The following is a 16,309-nucleotide window of genomic DNA, read 5'->3' as shown; positions in this document are numbered from 1 at the left end:
TTTATACAGTAAAAGTACCCCTAATTATAATCCATTCAAACTCAGAGATACCCTGAATAACGGCAAAGCTTTATATATTAGAGATCATCTTGGGTGGTATGATTTGGAATCAGATTTCTCTGGAGAAAGTAGATATGGCAAAAAATATTTTCATGTTAAAACGGATAAAAATGGATTTCGGATTAATCATTTAATAGACAATCAAGAAAATAGTCAATCCATTTTGGGTGACAAGATTTTCTTTTTTGGAGACTCATTTACTTTTGGAATTGGATTGGATTGGGAAAAAAGCTTTGTTGGAATATTAAATAAAGATTTCAAAATAAATGCTGTAAATGCCGGTGTAAATTCCTATTCTCCAACTACTTACAAATACAAATTAAAAAGTATGATTGATCAAGGTTTGATTTCTAAGAATCAAAAAATAGTTATTGGCCTTGATATTAGTGATGTTTTCGATGAAGCCACAAGATGGACAGAATATAAAGGAAAGCCCGCGAATATTCAAGAAGTTAAGAAATTAAATAAAAAAAACTCAACTGAAAGCTTAAGAACTAATAATTTATCATTTAATAATAAAAATTCTACAAATTTTTATACGAAATATAATTTCAAATTAACTCATCAGATATATTTTGGTCTTGAAACATTCGTAAAAAGTTTTGTGGATGACATTCAAGTAAGAAACAATGACAGATCTAAATTCACTCATAAAGATTGGGAACTTATTGATGAAAAGTTCTTACCATTAGGTATTGAACAAGGGATGAAAAAAATAAAAAATAATTTAATGGAGATTTCTAAACTTTCATCGAAAAATAATAATGAATTATATTTACTTATTTATCCTTGGCCAGCGCAGCTTGCATATGAAAGTTTGTTTGATTGGCCACAATATGTAGAAGAATTATGTATTGAAATAGCTTGTGCAGGAGTAATAAATACTTTTCCTGATTTTTTAACCTATAAGAAAAATTCTAAATCTTGGCAAAATGAATTATATATTAGGGGTGATATGCATTTTAATCAAAAAGGAAATTTTGTTTTGGCTGAAATAATTGCAAATCAACTTCACAATAAGTAATTACTATATCTCTATATTCTTGATTTTTGAAGGAAAAAATATCCTCCGCTGAGAGAAATTATTATTGGTGACCAAGCGGCAATAAATGGAGTTAATAAACCTTTTACTCCAAATGAACTGAATAAAAATGACATTACATAATAAATTAATATGAGAATTACGCTCAATCCAAATCCTTGGCTTTTAGATGATCTCAAATTAGATTTAGATCCCAAACTGCTCCCAATTAAGCCGAACACCAAACATGCAAAAGGTAAAGTGAATTTTTCATGAATGCGAACTCTAATTCTTCTTATCTCTTTTAGGTTCCCAGTCTGTTGATATATTTTTTCGGCTTCTAAAGCTTGTTTAAGTGTCATCTTAGCTGCATCTTTTGGAGTTTCAGCTAATTGTAAGGGACCTTCATCGAATGGATATTCATATTTTTCAAATTCAACTACTGCTGCCTGACCATTGGAATCAATTGAAACTAAACTTCCATTAGAAAATATCCATGACGTATTTACCTTATCAAAAATTGCATTGTCTGCTTTTAAAATCTGACGAGACCCCATTCTCGAAAGATCTAATACTGTTACATCATACATTTTTTTATTTTTAAACCAGGCTGCATAAAAGATATGAGTTAAATAATTATTTAATTTTGTTGGACTATTTGTATCTTTTTCAATTCTTGATCCATACCTAGAAAACATAATATTTTCTTTCCCTTCTTCGGTGCTAAATGATTTACCTATCCCACCCCTTAAAGCATTTTCCGCTAATTGATTACTTGCAGGAACTAAATTATCATTAAAGTAAAAAGTTAATCCTGTCATAAATATTGAAAGAGCAATAGCTGGAGAAATAATTCGCGAAGTCTTGATACCCAAAGATTTCAACGCCAAAATTTCAGAATTGCTTGATAATTTTCCATAGGCTAATAATGTTGAAAGTAAAACTGCCATAGGGAATGATAAAACTAAAAAGCTAGGTAAACTAAAGAAAAGAACTTTTAAAGCTAAAAATAAAGGCAAACCAAATTCAACTATTTTCCTTATCAGATCAAACATTACTCCAACAGATAATGAAATAACAGTAAAAGCAGAAATTGCAAATATCATAGGAGGTATGATTTGCCCTAATAACCATCTATCAATTAAGGGTATTGAATACCAAGGAGTAATTATTTTATAAATGGTTTTTTTTATTAGTGATTGATTTGAAAGTTTCAAAAGGAATTTATTTAGTTTGTACTGTTTTTTTTGCATTATAAAATATCAATGATTTAGAGACCAATAAAGAAATGCTCCTTAAGAAGAATTTTGCTTTAGTCAACTTCCAAAATAAATAAAAATAATTTATTAATACTGGCAATAAAACAAAAAATTTGGTTTCTTAAAAAAAAAAGAATAAACTAATGAAAAATAAAACTTTCTTAAAAAAATGTAAGTGCAAACACTGCCAACAAAAATTAGCGCAGGTTAATAGTTCAAGATTATATTGGGACAGATTAATTTTAAGTATAAATCTAACCTAAATCCTTTTGTTAAATCTCTAAAATTTAAAACTAATTCTTAACTAGTCAGTTTTAAAAATTTATTATGAATAGATTAACAATAAAGTGACTAGAAGTTGTCTTTAGACCTTCCTTAAAAGTGATTAATTTACTTAGCTTTTTGGTTCTTTCTATAGATTTTATTTTCTCGATTTAAAAGAAAAAGTATAATAAAAATACAAAAAGGAATGAGAATAAAATCTAAAGACATACATTTAATTAAGTCTATTTTTTATTTAGCAATAAAATAAAGTAATGTCATTATTGAAAGAACTCAAAGACTTTCATTACATAAGAAAAAGTATCACTAATTATTTATAGTATTCGCTTGCTTTTAAAATTAAAAGAGCTTGCAAGTATCCCACTGGCAAGCTCATGACGAACTAGTTAAATACAGATTTCCTGATGCTAACCAGCTAAGCACTTCCTAAATGCCTTCTTTATCCTACTAAGTAAAATTACTTACCGTGAGTATATATGCTTATTTCGCGGCTTATTTGTAAACCATATAAAAAGAAACGATTGAAGTGAAAACCAATTCAAGTAACCAGTTTTTTTGACAAAATTCTCAGATATTGATCTAGAAGCGCTCGCCAGGAAACCTTTTTTAAATTTATAAAATAATGCTTTAGAAAACATATCAAATACTAAGTTTCTAAACTGGTCAACTAATCAATTGATAATTAAATTATATATTTATTAACTTCCAAATAAAAATTTTATACTTGATTTAATTTAATTTTGAGAATAAAAAAAACCAAGTAAAAGCTATTGCATTAAGACCAAATATTACTCCAAGAAATATATAAGCAAATTTTTTACCAATAAATGCTGTCTCGGGTTCAAGCTTTACTCTCATTTAATTTAATACTTATCTTGATTAAGATAGCATTATTTTTATAAATAAATTTAAGTATTACAGAAGAAAAAGAATGAAATTTATGTTTTGTCTGAATTGTTTTACTTTAATTTAATTATTTTGCACTTTACTTAACTTTATTTGGAGAAATCTTTAATATTGTTGTTTAAAACCTTTTTTAGTTTTTGTGATTCTTGCGCCAATGTAAATAAGTAAAATTAGCCAAAATACTATTTCTAAACCTAGGTTAACCATGTGATTTACCTCTAATCAATAAAATTAATATAATTCTATTTTGATTACTTGGGTAGAGTTTTTATACTGATTTTTAAGCAAATTATTTATATTTTTATAAGAATATTTAAACTTCATATATTTCGACTATTAACATCGATTAAAAAACAAAACTGTAATAAGCAAAAAAAAGAATCAAATTTATTTTTAAATTCGATTCTTTAGATAAGTTTTAAGGATTCGTTTATATAAAACCTGGAATAATTTGACCAGTTGTTAAATATGCTCCAACTAGAGCTATAAAACCTAACATAGCGAATCTCCCATTGAGCTTTTCAGCTACTATTTTTTCTTTTTCTACAATTTTTGGTTCAGTATTTTTCATTAGAACCAGCCTGGAATAATTTGACCAGTTGTTACGTAGGAACCAACAGCTGCTACGAAGCCGAGCATTGCTGCCCATCCATTAAATCTTTCTGCTTCAGGAGTCATAATTAAAGAAATTAAATATGTAAAGAAATATAACATATTTGTTCATTTATGTAAAGAGAATTATCAGAAATTACTTTTTAGGCTCATAAGATCTCAGATATGCGACAAATATGGTACGAAATAAACTCTATAAGCGATATGGCTTTTACTCTGATTTTTATATATTTGAAACAACAAATATAAGCTAGAAGGTTTTCTTTTTAGGAGTAAATCCTAATTTAGAGGTAATTTAAATTAATTTATACACAATAGTCAGCGAGTAGAGATACGGGCCGACTCTTTTTAGTTAGAATTATTAGACTTTATAAAAAAAGTAGTTTTTAGAATTCAAATAATTGCTATTAATAAATTAGTTATTTAAAGACAAATGTCATTTTCTACCTATTACATGCATTTTATTTTTGCAAGAATTCCTTCTCTAATAACTTCTGACTTAGTACTCTATGTCTTACCTATTCTTATAGTTTCAATATTATTCTTTAGCCTTAAAATAATGTTTTTTAAGACTCCACAATTGAGAAAAGTGCAATAAAGAGTATCTGAGAATAATTGTTTTTTTGCATTTCCAAATTTAATTTATTTTGGATAACATACTTTTCTTGAAGGATACTATAGGAAATAGTTCCTTAATTGGGGATGTATTTTATCTAGAATCTAAAAAAAAAGGCTCAATATTGGACATTTGAAGTGCTAATGGTAAACATAGAGTTTTTTAAAACAAACCCTTTCCTTAAATAATTTGGCAAACAAGTGATCCAGAGTTATTCGATAGAAAAAGTATAAGTTTTTGAATCGAGTATGAAAAATTAAATAAGAAAATGCTCCAACCTCTTGTGATTGATTTAGAGAAATTCCTTGGAAAATTCCAATGAATTTAGCAGTTTCTTTGGAAGGTGTAGGGTCTATAAATATGATTCATATAGCACTTGGAGTTGTATGGTAGAGCTCTTTAGGGAGTAAAGATATTAATTAAAGAGGTAGGTTTTTGATATTATATGGGCGATTTAAAATTGGTAATAAGTACAGAAGTCAAAGTAATTATTTCTTTGATAATTCATTAAAAATACATAATGATCTTTGGGGTAATAGAAATCTTGAGAAAAATAGTGATGAAGGTTAAAAAAAGGGCTTTTTCAAGAAGATATTATTAATATGCGGGCAAATAATTTTTCAATAATTTATAGAAAATTGTCTAATTAATTTCAATGAAAAAATCAATCAGTATAAAATAGTATTTGATTAATTGATTAGTCAGATAGTTTTCTGCTCCATTCTTTATGTTTTTCATCTAAATTTGAAATTTTTTTTCCTAAAATCAACTGTCTTTCTAATAATTCCACTTTTGTAAGAGTGATTTCCTCAGAATAAAATTTAATTGGTTGTTTCCCATGTAAATTGTCTCCACTCATAGTAAATTTTGAAATTAGATAATTTTTACAATGAGAAAAAGTATATTACTAATTCTTTTATATTTTTTTCAGATTTGCGTAAATTAATGTGATAAAACAAATTAACAATATTTATGTTTTTACTGCTTTTTCATTGTATGAAGATTGCCAGATATATCTTCGACCATTGATATCTGATTTAACAGCAATACAATTGCAAGCAATATTCCAGAGGGCTTTGGGTATTGGATCAGGATTAAAAAGATAACCTTTTTTAAAAGCTTTTTTAATTAAGACAGTAGCCTTTTTAGCATGATAATGAGGAATTGTTGGACATACATGATGAACGACATGACTCGAACCTATATTATGGTGAAGAAAATTAAGGATTTTACCGTAAGGCCTGTCAATAGATAGAAATGCACCTCTCATAAAGGAAAATTCCGTATTTGAAAGATGAGGCACATCTGAATCTGTATGATGAAGCCATGTATAAACTACTAACCAACTATTAACTACTAATAAAGGACCAATATACATTGCAAGTACTTGGAATAAACCATACTTAAAAATAAAGAAAAAAATACTCAATAATGTTAAAGCTACTCCAATATCTGATATCCAAACTTTCTTAGCCCATATTGACGGCCATAATGCTTGGGAAAATGGTTTTATTGGCCAAAAATGATTGGAAGTCCCATATTTAATACCTCCTGTGCTACCTGTAAGTAAATAAGCAGGCCATCCAAATATTAGATGTAAAACGAGTTGAAAAATTCCGTAATTTTGCCTGCCTATGGAATTTGAAAAAAGTAATTCTTTTTCTCCACCAACCTTCTCTGTAACTCCATTTCCCTCAATAACTAAAGGAACATGAGTTTCACCATTGGTTACATTATTTGTGAATCGATGATGAACTGCATGAGAACGCTGCCAAGAAAAATAAGGAACTAGTAGTAATGAATGTAATAAATATCCAGTGATAGTTTCCAATGCCTTGTTCTGAGAGAAGGCCCCATGTCCACATTCATGAGCAATTACCCAGAATCCCATTGCAGTGGTACCTGATAGCAATGAGTAAACTATCCAAATTGGGATCATTTTTAGAGTTAATGGAATAGATAAACCTATTGCAAATACAAAAGATTGAATCAAAACTGTTTGTAAAAGATACCTCAAAGAAGTTTTGGTATTGCACTTGAAATAGTGATCTGGGATAACACCCTTAAATTCTTTTATGCTTGGAATATCTTTGTCATCTATTTCAAGCGCTTGGCCTTTAAGACCTGAAAATTTTATATTACTCAAATTTTTGTTAGGTAAGAATTTAGTTAAATAAAAATTAATTTATATATTCTATTATCAATCACAGTATATTTTTATGAAAATAATATATAGTTTGTTTTTTTCAATAAAATTTTTAAAACAAATTTTTTATACTCAAGCAAATTCATTTGATTCTAATAGTTTTAATTTTGTTATCTTATGAGAATCTCTGAATTTATCAATGCAATTTGTTTTTGCAAAGCTTATCCTTATCATTGATCTTTATTAAAGCTCATTTAATCTAAAGACCACGTATATACCTCTTTGGTATACCTGTTTGTTTACGCGGTTTTACTAAAATTGGTAAAACAATTACTCCTACCGTAAAAAGACAAATTGGAGCTACTACCATCAATATAGATTCTAAAGACATGAAATAATTTTGAATTTATTAATAAATAGCAGGATTTCTTTTTAAAGTCATGCGTATTTATATCTATTTAGATTGAATTCCTTCAATACTTCTATAAATTATTAAGCAAAAAAGAAAAAATGATTAAAAAATATCAATTTTCTTATAAATTATCGTATTTAATTATTCAGTAGTTTTCTTAAAGTAGAGGTTTTTATCATGAATGAAGAAAAAACATGGATGCTAATGACTTATTATTGTCCAACTCATGGCAATTTAGGTATGGTAAAACCGATTGAAATCACAAAAAAAGAAATTACTAAAAAATCCTTAAAAAAAGGCAGGAGTTCTAAAAATTAATTATTCATCATATACTTATAGCTTGAAGAAAAGGTAATAAATTTTGAATAAGATCTTATTTAATTAAAGTATTAAGAGATACTTATTGTTTATTTGAATAATTAATAATTTATCAACTTACAAACTTCTAGTATTCAATGCTTTTTAAACTTGATCTGAATCGCATGTCAATTCACATTGATTAAGATCACTAGATGAGATCTTTTCTAAAATTCTTAACATATCAATTTCTGAGAGCTCTCCGTTGTGGTTCCACTTTAAAGTTGTTTTCCTTTGTGGAGAATTTTTGCTATTCATTTTGATTCTCTCCTTTTAAATGAATTTCTAAACATCGCGTAATACATTCTTGATGACCATCCACAATACTGCATTCAGTAATACATTCAAAATATGAATTAATAGAATCTATTTCTGTATTCTGGTTAGTAGAAACAACTGAATCACTCATGAATTTGGTAGATTTATTTGAAATAGAGATATAGCACGAAATCATGGCTAATAATTTAATTTATTAAGTGTATTAGAAAAAATAAGTATTATTTACTAAATTAAAATTCCACTTAGTTTACCTTTAGAAAGGTAGTAATGATCTTCTTTTAAGCAATGAGAAAAATAACAATTTTTATTATTAAATAAGAGTTTTTTAAAGCAAGCTTTCAAAAAATCAGCATAAAGACTGATTTACTTTTCCGTAATTTAGTTAGATTATAAAAAAGTACACTTTTAGATTTTCAAATGAAATCAGTAATCAATTGGCTTTCGAAAATGTTAGAGAGTATGGCAAACGCTTTTATGCATCCTCTAACGAATCATTTACCCCCATCTATTGGTACACATGCATATAGCAGTATTCCTCTTAAAAGAAAATTCAGAAGAAAGTTTAATTAGCTATTAACTTATTGGGATTAATTTTTCATTTTTATTATCCCAAATAATATATTTGAAGCAGTTTGGAAAATCACTTAATTGTAAAAACTTTGATTGATGAAGCAAATGAATATTTGCTTTATGACAAGCTCTTAAATTGTAATTTGGTATTCTCTCGCAGAGATGATGAATGCTGTGAAAGGATATATCTGCTAAAAACCAATTTAGCCAATTAGGTATATTTAAATTGCTACTACCAAGAATAGCCCCATCGATGATATCCCAATTTTTTGTATTTTTAGCATATGCATTTTTATAGTTATGTTGGACGAAAAAAATACATATTAGAATTGCTGCTGATAAGGTTGATATAATTGAATAAAATGTTAAGAAAAAAACCAACCCAAACCATTTGGACATAAAAAACCAACCTGTTATTACTATTAAGTTATTCGTTACTAATTCAAAAAGTTCACTAAAATTATCACCGTAATCAGAAAAAGGTGGTTTAACTCTTGATTTGATAGCTAAAAATTCAGAAAATTCTCTGTTTTTAATTTTGATAAAAAACTCTTTTACTATATCTTTACTAAAATTAAAAATAATAATAATCAATCCTAATCTAGGTTTTAGAACTAAGTAATAAAAGCCACCAGGAAAAAGCATGATCCAATTACGACTTATTTTATAAAATATTTTTTCTCTTTTTGATAGAGAATTATAATCTTCAATACTTAAAACATCTATAGGCCCCTTGTAGATTTCCCAATTCCCATTATTTCTATGATGAAATGCATGGTCAATGGACCATGATTTCTGAGGAATGCCATTTACCAAACCAAGCAAAAATCCAAAAAATTTGTTGAGATTACGTTTTTTAAAAAGAGAATTATGGCCGCAATCATGCATTAATGAGAAGGTTCTAGAAGAAAGTAGCGTGAGCAGACAAAGAATAGGAATCAATAAGAAGCCTTTTATTAATAATAAAAAAGAATGATTTATTATTTGGTAAACAATTAACCAAAGAGATATTATTGGGATTATGGTAGAAATTATTTGATAAAAAGCCCTTAAATTATTTCTTTTTAGAAATGGCTTAATTAAAAAATCACTTCTTTTTACTTGCTTCATATTTTTTATACTGTAGAAATGAAGATAACAAAAAAAAATATATTTTGACTAATAACTAAAAAAAGTGTTTTTTATTGATATACCACTAAAGAATAAATTCTTTAGACATAGTTCTCAATTGATCTAGATTTAATCTCTCTAAGTAATTCTTAAAATCAGAAAGCTTCTTCGTTGATTCTGAGTCTTTAATCTCATAGAGAATGCTACTAGAAATTAATTCAATAAGATGATCTTTATCCATAGTTCCTTATAGTCCATTATTCCTGTTAAAAAAATTAAGGTCTTGAATTCGAGATCTTTAAGTAATTTTTAATAAGGTTTTCAACTCTTGTTCTATATTTCCTTAATCTGTCGTTTAATTCATTTTGTTCCTTATTTAATGCTTTTTTGTTTATCGTCAGATCTTTGTTCAAAGGTGAATTGAAATATTTTTGATATGCGATAAAAAAACTTCTATTGCTAAATGAATAATAAGAGCACCAATAATTAAAATTGGAGATGAATGAAATTCATAAAATGGAATTGAAGATGTTTTTATAAAAATTAAATTTTAGTTATCTTTTAACAAAAAAATGAGTAATTTTACAGCTGCCAAAGAATAAATAACTAATGATGATTAAATTAGTCAAGATTCTTTCATGAAGAAAATCATAAATAACAAAGAACCATGGTTTAAATGGCTAACGTCAGAACTGAATTCTTATGAAGCTTTTCAAGATTTCGCTTCAGGTAAAAATCCAGAGGATGTTGCAGAGGATTTTATATCTAAAAATAGGTTTGCTATTTCAGAAGTTTTCAAGAACTTTGATGAAGACGATAAAGATACACTCGATCAGTTTCTTAAATTAACTGAATGCGAATTGCATGTGTTTAGAATTCTTGAAAAGCAAATAGCTTCAAGAAACAAGATAAGATTTGTGGATTTTAAGAAAAGAAAAAAATAAAGAGTTGGTTTATATTCAATTAGCCTATAATTTTTTTTAGATAATGGTTAATAATCACCTTAATTTATGCCCATTTTTAATAAAAAAAGTGATCAAAACATTCCAGAAAAAATACATTGTTTCTATAAGGTAAATGTAGTTATGCTAAGAATAGATTTAGATTATTTTTGATAATTTATTAGTTTATATTTAAAGCTCTTATTTGCCATTACCGATCTTAGCAAATCCTAACTAGATCAAATAAAAGAACAATCTGAAAAAGGCTATGAAATTTATAGAGCAATATCCAATCTTTTTTAAATCTGTAATTATCCCTATTTTCAAAGATATTTGAGGAGCCATGAAAATAATTAAATAAGCTTTAAAACTAAACCTTTTTATAAATATTGGGAAAGTTAGCAAATAAATTATTAGATTCGCTAATTGAAAAAAACCAGTTCGATAGATATGAATCTTTTAAAGTCTCTAGATTTAACCCAAAAATCTTAATATGCATTTTAAATTTATCTACACATAAATTAAGATTCAAAGATTCCAAAAATTTTATCCTAAATTTCTCAACATGTTTTTATTTACTAAATAGGATCAAATAAATTTGTATGATTTTTATTTTGTTTTGAGAAATCTTCTTGATTCGGCAATGAGCAGAATCCGTCTTTGCAAATAATGTTTTCTTTTTCAATATTTGTAGTGTCTGAGTATGAATTTTTTTTGCGGTTATTTGAAGATTCTTTTAGCATTTTCAAGAAAAATTAGATCCAATATTAAATTAATAACTTAATTTTTTTTTATAGGCAACAAAATTAATATTAATTATTTATTTACTTTTTTTGATTTGGTAAGTCTCTCCAAAATAGTGCCATTACATAAATGAATAAAAATATAGTACAAATATAAAGTAAAGAATTGAGATGCATTTTTATTTATGAAAGTAATTATTGAAGGATAAGCCTCTTGAAAAACAAGAAATAACTATAAATTGAGAATTGTTTAATTTAGCAATCTTATAAATTCTAATATTTCTTTACGCTTTTTATGATTTTTCTAAACTTCCAAAATTTTTAATAATTATTTCTTATGAATATATATAATTTAGTAAAACTTATAAAGACTAAATATAAATAATATTAATCCAAAATTCTACATTTTTTTATTTTCTTTTGAGATATTTGTTTTAATCCTTATTTATTTCTTTAAGAGCTTTTCTACCTTCTTTTATAGTTCTTAAGACTAGCCACGAAAGAGAGGAAATAATAAAAACAGTTAGTGTAATTAGTGAAGCAAAAGTTGTATCAATTTGGGTTGCCATTTTAAGGAATTTTTATAGGTTAAATTTTAAATTTCGAATTCAAATTTAAACGTTATATCTTGAGTAAGCCGGTATTAACATTCCACCATCTTGATCGTCATTATTGTCATCATCGAATCCACCCCCAAGAATTATTTCAATGATAACAATTATAGCAATTGGATAAAGACACCAAAGTATTGCCGTTAGAGGACTTATTGAAGAAGAAGCTGAATACAATTCTGTCATGGATCGATACTAATCAAAAGAAACAACAATTGTGGATTCTTTGGTAAATGGTATTGAAGATTTCTATAAATATTCTTAAAACTTTTTCTGTCATAAGAATAAATCTTAGGTATATTGATATTTTTATACGTAAATATAAATTTGAATAATAATTCACTTCTACCTACTAAGAAACCAATAATGACATAATGAATCGTTCAATTGTAATTTTTTATACTTAACAATATTTGTACAATTTTGATTGAAAAACTATTATTTATCTTGATTTTATAAATTCTATGTTTTCTTTCACTTTTGATCCTTTGGCTGCGATATTTGGTATATCAGGAATTGTAGGCTTCTTTTTCTTCGTTACTGCTGCTAAGGGGACGTCCAGTATGAATACTAACCCAAACAAGGAATTAGACTAGAACTTGTTCACTCAGAAAGAAAATTGCGAGTTTAAATCTAGTACTTCTAAAAGGCCTTGTTTATTATTACTTATTCCATTGTCTAGAAATAAATTCAAGAAAATCTTTTAGATCCTCTTCAGGACAATTTGTTTGTTTTTGTAAATCAATGCAAATTCGCTTAATATTTTTATATGCTTCTTTTACTGTGTCGTTTTGCTCGATAACTTCGAAATATTCTTGATCAGTAAAAGGCATAATATTAGTTTTACTTTTGAAAATTATGTATTAACTATATTTTATCTTCATTGACTTAATAATAAAACAATAAAAAACCTTTTTCCTTACATTTAGCTATCAAACCGTTAATGTTTTTTAATACTCTTGGTTACATCCTACTCGCAGTAAAGTCCAGCTGTAAAATAAACTAGATCTCCAGGTTTAATTACATAAATATTTCCTGTTTAGGTACTTATAATCGCTTGGCTCACATTCCCAAATAGGCCAACTTTTTATTCCATACTGAATTATTGTGCTTGCACTACAAGGGGAAGATATTAGAACTTTCACGAAATAGTTTGGATGTGTTTTTTCATTTTACAAATAAAAGAAATATTTATTTTCGAGAATGTGTATTTCTTTACTGTCTTTTATTTTTTTTCGTTTATCATAAAAAAAATTTTCTAATTTATGGATGAGCTTTCTGTAATGTCAATTTCGCTATCTATAGCTTCCCTAGGAATATTTTTTTTATTTTTCGCTTCAAATGATGATGATGACCAAGATGGAGGTAAGTTGATTAAATCATTAGAAAGAATTAATTAATTAATTCCAAGTAAATAAAACATTTAATAGAGATTTATAACCTATAAAGCCTGCATAAATGCAGCTTAAGAAAATAACATAAACTTCCAATGTGCCGAGTCTTTTTTTCTTTAATGTTTTCATTGTTTTGAGTGTTTATAGGATAATTTTATTTAATCTGATTTTTATTAACATGAGTATTTTTTACATTAACTCAGAGATTAAAGAATTATTAATGTCAAGCCAAAAAATAAAAAACAAGTAAAAATTTTTATTTTTTTGGTAATTTCTCTTTCCTCATTCTTAGCAAAAAATAAGGAAATTACTGGAGATGTGCTTAATAAAGCCCATCCTACTCCTATGGGGAGGGTTTTAAACACAACTTGTTGTAGAAATATTCCTATATTTGTTCCAAGAAGTATTGAAATAAAAAATCTTTTTTGTTGTTTTTTGTCTATGTTTTTTAAGAAAAAATTAATCTTAAATCCTTTTAGACTTATCAAAAAAATTATTGCACCTAATAATCTTATTTCAGTTGTAAGGAAAGGAGATAAATTGCTTTGAAGGAAAACCATCCTTGATAAAAGACCTCCAAGAACAGCACATAAAACTGATAAAAAAGGAAAAGCAAAAATCTTAAAGTTATTTTTTTCTGAGAAAGAGGAGTTTTCCTCTTTAAAATCGTTACCTTTTCTGAGAATTATGAATAGCGAAATCGTTACTATAATTATTCCAACCCATGATTTAGTTGTTAAATTTTCATTAATAAAAAATTCCCCTGACAAAGCTGCCATTAACGGAGAAAGAGTTTCTATAGATAAAGTTTTTCTTGTGCCAATTGTTTGTAGTGACTTTAAATAGAAAGTATCACCTAAACCAATACCTATTATTCCACTAATTAGTAGTATAAATATGTTTTTTAATGCAGTTGTAGAACTTATATTGATAAAAGCAGGTATGAAAATTAAAAAAGCTATTATATTTTTTATTAAATTAATATCTACTGGTTTATATTTTTTAGTTTGCGCGCGCCAAATAAAGCAGGCATATGTCCAAGATGTAGCAGCTCCGAAAGCAGAAAGGATTCCAATCAAAACGAATAATTTTTAAAAATTTTATTTTATGAATTGAGTAAATGCTAAAAAGAATACATAAATAAGAATCAAAATCCCCGGTAAGTACTGAATTAGTAATTTGAAATTATTTTTTTTCATATTTTCTAAAATAATTTATTTTAAACAGTTTTTTTATTAGTAGGGTATAAACTCTCTAACTTTTTTCTTCTTTGAACTTTCGCATTAATTCTTTCTTCTTTTTCTTTTTTCTTGATCTCATCATTTATCTTATTTTGTCTATATCCAAACCAAAGTAGAACCCAAATAACAGAAGTAATTAAAAGAAGAGCAGTATATTGACCAGTCATAGGAAAACTGGCCTCAGAATATTTAACGTAAGAAAATATCAGACTCATTTAATTAAGTTAAAGCATAAGAATAACGACTGCGTTGATTTTTTTAGAAATTTAAAAATTAGTGAATTGCAGCTATCTATTTTGCATTTTTTTAAGTTTTTTATTTATTTTTTTAATAGTTTTTGGAATAATTTTTCTCTATAATTCCTTGCTATTATCAGATAGAAGCATATTGAATGATAAGTTTTTGGAACCTTTTGATTTAGCAGTTGTAGGAGGCGGTGCAGCTGGTTTTATGACAGCAATAACTGCTGCTGAAAATGGAGTAAAAAAAATAATAATTCTTGAAGGCACTTCAAAACTTATGGAGAAAGTAAGGATTAGTGGAGGGGGAAGATGTAACGTCACTAATGCAACATGGATACCGAATGAACTAGTTGAGAATTACCCCAGAGGTGGAATTCAGCTCTTGGAATCATTTAATCGTTTTGCTGCTGGAGATGTATATGATTGGTTTGAGAAAAAAGGGTTAAAATTAAAAATTGAGGAAGATCTAAGAGTTTTCCCAGTATCTAATTCTTCTTCAGATGTTATTGATTGTTTGAGAAAAAGTGCTTTATCAAAAAACGTAGAGATAATAAAAAAATTTTATGTAAAAGAAATTTCAAAAACTCCAGATAATATATTCAATATTTTTAGTCTTAAAAAAGCAAAGGTAACTGCAAAAAATATTATTCTTTCAACTGGAGGTAATCCAAGCGGATATAAATTAGCTCAAAATCTTGGACACACCATTGTTAAACCTGTACCATCGCTTTTTACTTTTTCTACAAAAGAACCAAATTTGGATGAATGTAGTGGGGTATCGATAAAGGGCATAGATATAGAAATTAAATTAAAAAATAAGAATTTTCAAAATAGAGGCGATTTACTAATAACGCATTGGGGGTTTAGTGGGCCAGCAGTGTTAAAACTTTCATCAATTGCAGCAAGGGAACTTTATAGCCAAAAATATAAATTTAATCTAATCATTAAATGGTCTTCTTTAAGTTATAAGGAGTTAAAAGAAAAAGTTAATCATTTAAGATTAAATAAAGGCAAGGTGAATCTTATTAATAGTAGACCTGTGCCACTATTAACAAAAAGATTATGGATTTTTTTATTAAAGAAAATAGGTATTAATAATGAGAAAAAGTGGGCTGATTTACTGGCGGATGAGAGAGAAAAAATAATAAATACTCTAATGAGGGATAAATATATAATTTCAGGCAAAGGTCCATTTGGAGAGGAATTTGTTACTTCAGGAGGCGTAAAAATTAATGAGGTTAATTTTAAAAGTATGGAGAGCTTAATTTGTCCAGGGTTATTTTTTTCTGGAGAAGTTTTGGATGTTGATGGGATCACTGGTGGATTTAATTTTCAACATTGTTGGACAAGTGGATGGATTGCTGGGATGGCAGTCTCAAAGTTAAATCAATCAATAATAAATCAGTAAGTAACAATTCAATAAGTTTATCTTTTTTTTATTAAGTATTAGACGGAAAAAGTTTTTTGAATAAAATTTAATTTTAAAGTTTTAATTAATTGGTGAAGA

General features: G+C 26.9%; 23 protein-coding genes. 8 read left to right on the top strand and 15 right to left on the bottom strand.

Translation table 11 applies throughout. The features are described from left to right. The first annotated feature begins 103 nt into the window (after positions 1–103). On the top strand, positions 104–1,084 hold the full coding sequence (locus tag HA143_RS07935; RefSeq protein ID WP_209085703.1) for a hypothetical protein: 981 nt from the start codon (positions 104–106) through the stop codon (positions 1,082–1,084). An 11-nt stretch (positions 1,085–1,095) separates the two neighbouring features. On the opposite strand, the gene HA143_RS07930 is transcribed toward HA143_RS07935, so the two are convergent. The 3 genes from HA143_RS07930 to HA143_RS07920 all read right to left on the bottom strand — a co-directional run bounded on the left by HA143_RS07930 (position 1,096) and on the right by HA143_RS07920 (position 4,206). After that, complete coding sequence (locus HA143_RS07930; RefSeq protein ID WP_209086626.1) at positions 1,096–2,298, bottom strand: LptF/LptG family permease; 1,203 nt, start codon at positions 2,296–2,298, stop codon at positions 1,096–1,098. 1,660 nt (positions 2,299–3,958) lie between these two features. Beyond that, on the bottom strand, positions 3,959–4,099 hold the full coding sequence (locus HA143_RS07925; RefSeq protein WP_209085701.1) for a high light inducible protein: 141 nt from the start codon (positions 4,097–4,099) through the stop codon (positions 3,959–3,961). Continuing rightward, the gene (locus tag HA143_RS07920; RefSeq protein WP_025931137.1) at positions 4,099–4,206 is read right to left on the bottom strand and encodes a high light inducible protein; all 108 of its coding nucleotides are present in this window, start codon (positions 4,204–4,206) and stop codon (positions 4,099–4,101) included. Before HA143_RS07920 ends, HA143_RS07925 begins: the two co-directional genes overlap by 1 nt. A 985-nt stretch (positions 4,207–5,191) precedes the next feature. On the opposite strand from HA143_RS07920, the gene HA143_RS09765 reads away from it, so the two are divergent. Further along, on the top strand, positions 5,192–5,326 hold the full coding sequence (locus HA143_RS09765; protein ID WP_245210914.1) for a DUF938 domain-containing protein: 135 nt from the start codon (positions 5,192–5,194) through the stop codon (positions 5,324–5,326). Positions 5,327–5,453: 127 nt separating this feature from the next. Here HA143_RS09765 and HA143_RS07910 read toward each other — a convergent pair whose 3' ends face one another. Together HA143_RS07910 and HA143_RS07905 are read right to left on the bottom strand one after the other, a co-directional pair. Next, complete coding sequence (locus HA143_RS07910) at positions 5,454–5,615, bottom strand: hypothetical protein (RefSeq protein WP_209085698.1); 162 nt, start codon at positions 5,613–5,615, stop codon at positions 5,454–5,456. 111 nt (positions 5,616–5,726) lie between these two features. After that, on the bottom strand, positions 5,727–6,902 hold the full coding sequence (locus HA143_RS07905; protein ID WP_209085695.1) for a fatty acid desaturase: 1,176 nt from the start codon (positions 6,900–6,902) through the stop codon (positions 5,727–5,729). Positions 6,903–7,491: 589 nt separating this feature from the next. On the opposite strand from HA143_RS07905, the gene HA143_RS07900 reads away from it, so the two are divergent. Then, a complete protein-coding gene (locus HA143_RS07900; RefSeq protein WP_209085670.1) occupies positions 7,492–7,632 on the top strand; it encodes a hypothetical protein in 141 nt (46 codons plus the stop codon). 144 nt (positions 7,633–7,776) lie between these two features. Here the strand turns inward: HA143_RS07900 and HA143_RS07895 are convergent, their stop codons facing one another. Beyond that, positions 7,777–7,929, bottom strand: coding sequence for a hypothetical protein (locus HA143_RS07895; protein WP_209085666.1), 153 nt, complete (start codon positions 7,927–7,929; stop codon positions 7,777–7,779). Further along, a complete protein-coding gene (locus tag HA143_RS07890; RefSeq protein ID WP_209085662.1) occupies positions 7,922–8,080 on the bottom strand; it encodes a hypothetical protein in 159 nt (52 codons plus the stop codon). Before HA143_RS07890 ends, HA143_RS07895 begins: the two co-directional genes overlap by 8 nt. 287 nt (positions 8,081–8,367) lie before the next feature. Between HA143_RS07890 and HA143_RS07885 the strand changes: the two genes are divergently transcribed. Beyond that, complete coding sequence (locus HA143_RS07885; RefSeq protein ID WP_209085659.1) at positions 8,368–8,520, top strand: hypothetical protein; 153 nt, start codon at positions 8,368–8,370, stop codon at positions 8,518–8,520. A 3-nt stretch (positions 8,521–8,523) separates the two neighbouring features. On the opposite strand, the gene HA143_RS07880 is transcribed toward HA143_RS07885, so the two are convergent. Beyond that, positions 8,524–9,630, bottom strand: coding sequence for a fatty acid desaturase (locus tag HA143_RS07880; protein ID WP_209085656.1), 1,107 nt, complete (start codon positions 9,628–9,630; stop codon positions 8,524–8,526). 85 nt (positions 9,631–9,715) lie between these two features. Then, a complete protein-coding gene (locus HA143_RS07875; protein WP_209085653.1) occupies positions 9,716–9,871 on the bottom strand; it encodes a hypothetical protein in 156 nt (51 codons plus the stop codon). Between the two features lie 397 nt (positions 9,872–10,268). On the opposite strand from HA143_RS07875, the gene HA143_RS07870 reads away from it, so the two are divergent. Further along, positions 10,269–10,574 (top strand): restriction endonuclease subunit S, encoded by a 306-nt coding sequence (locus HA143_RS07870; RefSeq protein ID WP_209085650.1) that lies wholly within the window; start codon positions 10,269–10,271, stop codon positions 10,572–10,574. A 575-nt stretch (positions 10,575–11,149) separates the two neighbouring features. Here the strand turns inward: HA143_RS07870 and HA143_RS07865 are convergent. From HA143_RS07865 to HA143_RS07860, 3 genes are all read right to left on the bottom strand, one after another. After that, on the bottom strand, positions 11,150–11,314 hold the full coding sequence (locus HA143_RS07865; RefSeq protein WP_209085647.1) for a hypothetical protein: 165 nt from the start codon (positions 11,312–11,314) through the stop codon (positions 11,150–11,152). Positions 11,315–11,748: 434 nt separating this feature from the next. Further along, positions 11,749–11,883, bottom strand: a complete 135-nt coding sequence (locus tag HA143_RS09870) for a hypothetical protein (protein WP_257469957.1) — start codon at positions 11,881–11,883, stop codon at positions 11,749–11,751. A gap of 45 nt (positions 11,884–11,928) precedes the next feature. Beyond that, a complete protein-coding gene (locus tag HA143_RS07860) occupies positions 11,929–12,111 on the bottom strand; it encodes a hypothetical protein (RefSeq protein WP_209085645.1) in 183 nt (60 codons plus the stop codon). Between the two features lie 278 nt (positions 12,112–12,389). On the opposite strand from HA143_RS07860, the gene HA143_RS09865 reads away from it, so the two are divergent. Further along, positions 12,390–12,521, top strand: coding sequence for a hypothetical protein (locus HA143_RS09865; protein WP_257469956.1), 132 nt, complete (start codon positions 12,390–12,392; stop codon positions 12,519–12,521). Between the two features lie 66 nt (positions 12,522–12,587). Here the strand turns inward: HA143_RS09865 and HA143_RS07850 are convergent, their stop codons facing one another. Then, positions 12,588–12,758 (bottom strand): hypothetical protein, encoded by a 171-nt coding sequence (locus HA143_RS07850; protein ID WP_209085634.1) that lies wholly within the window; start codon positions 12,756–12,758, stop codon positions 12,588–12,590. 432 nt (positions 12,759–13,190) lie between these two features. On the opposite strand from HA143_RS07850, the gene HA143_RS09860 reads away from it, so the two are divergent. Further along, positions 13,191–13,325, top strand: a complete 135-nt coding sequence (locus HA143_RS09860; RefSeq protein WP_257469955.1) for a hypothetical protein — start codon at positions 13,191–13,193, stop codon at positions 13,323–13,325. A gap of 200 nt (positions 13,326–13,525) precedes the next feature. On the opposite strand, the gene HA143_RS07845 is transcribed toward HA143_RS09860, so the two are convergent. Both HA143_RS07845 and HA143_RS07840 read right to left on the bottom strand, forming a co-directional pair. After that, the gene (locus HA143_RS07845) at positions 13,526–14,398 is read right to left on the bottom strand and encodes a DMT family transporter (RefSeq protein ID WP_209085632.1); all 873 of its coding nucleotides are present in this window, start codon (positions 14,396–14,398) and stop codon (positions 13,526–13,528) included. 140 nt (positions 14,399–14,538) lie between these two features. After that, positions 14,539–14,775: a hypothetical protein gene (locus HA143_RS07840; protein WP_025946337.1), complete on the bottom strand. Its 237-nt coding sequence runs from the start codon at positions 14,773–14,775 to the stop codon at positions 14,539–14,541. Positions 14,776–14,962: 187 nt separating this feature from the next. Between HA143_RS07840 and HA143_RS07835 the strand changes: the two genes are divergently transcribed. Continuing rightward, complete coding sequence (locus tag HA143_RS07835) at positions 14,963–16,210, top strand: NAD(P)/FAD-dependent oxidoreductase (RefSeq protein ID WP_209086623.1); 1,248 nt, start codon at positions 14,963–14,965, stop codon at positions 16,208–16,210. The last annotated feature ends 99 nt before the right edge of the window (positions 16,211–16,309 follow it).

It is taken from the genome of Prochlorococcus marinus CUG1415 (assembly GCF_017696015.1).
In the GTDB taxonomy this organism is placed as follows: domain Bacteria; phylum Cyanobacteriota; class Cyanobacteriia; order PCC-6307; family Cyanobiaceae; genus Prochlorococcus_A; species Prochlorococcus_A marinus_AE.
The sequence above is the reverse complement of the archived record's forward strand: the minus strand, read 5'-3'. Positions and strand labels throughout refer to the sequence as shown.

Coding starts and splice junctions, on each gene's coding strand:
- HA143_RS07870 (WP_209085650.1), top strand. CDS start 10,269: ATGAAGAAAATCATAAATAACAAAGAACCATGGTTTAAATGGCTAACG.
- HA143_RS07900 (WP_209085670.1), top strand. CDS start 7,492: ATGAATGAAGAAAAAACATGGATGCTAATGACTTATTATTGTCCAACT.
- HA143_RS07885 (WP_209085659.1), top strand. CDS start 8,368: ATGAAATCAGTAATCAATTGGCTTTCGAAAATGTTAGAGAGTATGGCA.
- HA143_RS09860 (WP_257469955.1), top strand. CDS start 13,191: ATGGATGAGCTTTCTGTAATGTCAATTTCGCTATCTATAGCTTCCCTA.
- HA143_RS07925 (WP_209085701.1), bottom strand. CDS start 4,099: ATGAAAAATACTGAACCAAAAATTGTAGAAAAAGAAAAAATAGTAGCT.
- HA143_RS07895 (WP_209085666.1), bottom strand. CDS start 7,929: ATGAATAGCAAAAATTCTCCACAAAGGAAAACAACTTTAAAGTGGAAC.
- HA143_RS07880 (WP_209085656.1), bottom strand. CDS start 9,630: ATGAAGCAAGTAAAAAGAAGTGATTTTTTAATTAAGCCATTTCTAAAA.
- HA143_RS07890 (WP_209085662.1), bottom strand. CDS start 8,080: ATGAGTGATTCAGTTGTTTCTACTAACCAGAATACAGAAATAGATTCT.
- HA143_RS07840 (WP_025946337.1), bottom strand. CDS start 14,775: ATGAGTCTGATATTTTCTTACGTTAAATATTCTGAGGCCAGTTTTCCT.
- HA143_RS09870 (WP_257469957.1), bottom strand. CDS start 11,883: ATGGCAACCCAAATTGATACAACTTTTGCTTCACTAATTACACTAACT.
- HA143_RS07850 (WP_209085634.1), bottom strand. CDS start 12,758: ATGCCTTTTACTGATCAAGAATATTTCGAAGTTATCGAGCAAAACGAC.
- HA143_RS09865 (WP_257469956.1), top strand. CDS start 12,390: ATGTTTTCTTTCACTTTTGATCCTTTGGCTGCGATATTTGGTATATCA.
- HA143_RS07875 (WP_209085653.1), bottom strand. CDS start 9,871: ATGGATAAAGATCATCTTATTGAATTAATTTCTAGTAGCATTCTCTAT.
- HA143_RS07865 (WP_209085647.1), bottom strand. CDS start 11,314: ATGCTAAAAGAATCTTCAAATAACCGCAAAAAAAATTCATACTCAGAC.
- HA143_RS07920 (WP_025931137.1), bottom strand. CDS start 4,206: ATGACTCCTGAAGCAGAAAGATTTAATGGATGGGCAGCAATGCTCGGC.
- HA143_RS07860 (WP_209085645.1), bottom strand. CDS start 12,111: ATGACAGAATTGTATTCAGCTTCTTCTTCAATAAGTCCTCTAACGGCA.
- HA143_RS07910 (WP_209085698.1), bottom strand. CDS start 5,615: ATGAGTGGAGACAATTTACATGGGAAACAACCAATTAAATTTTATTCT.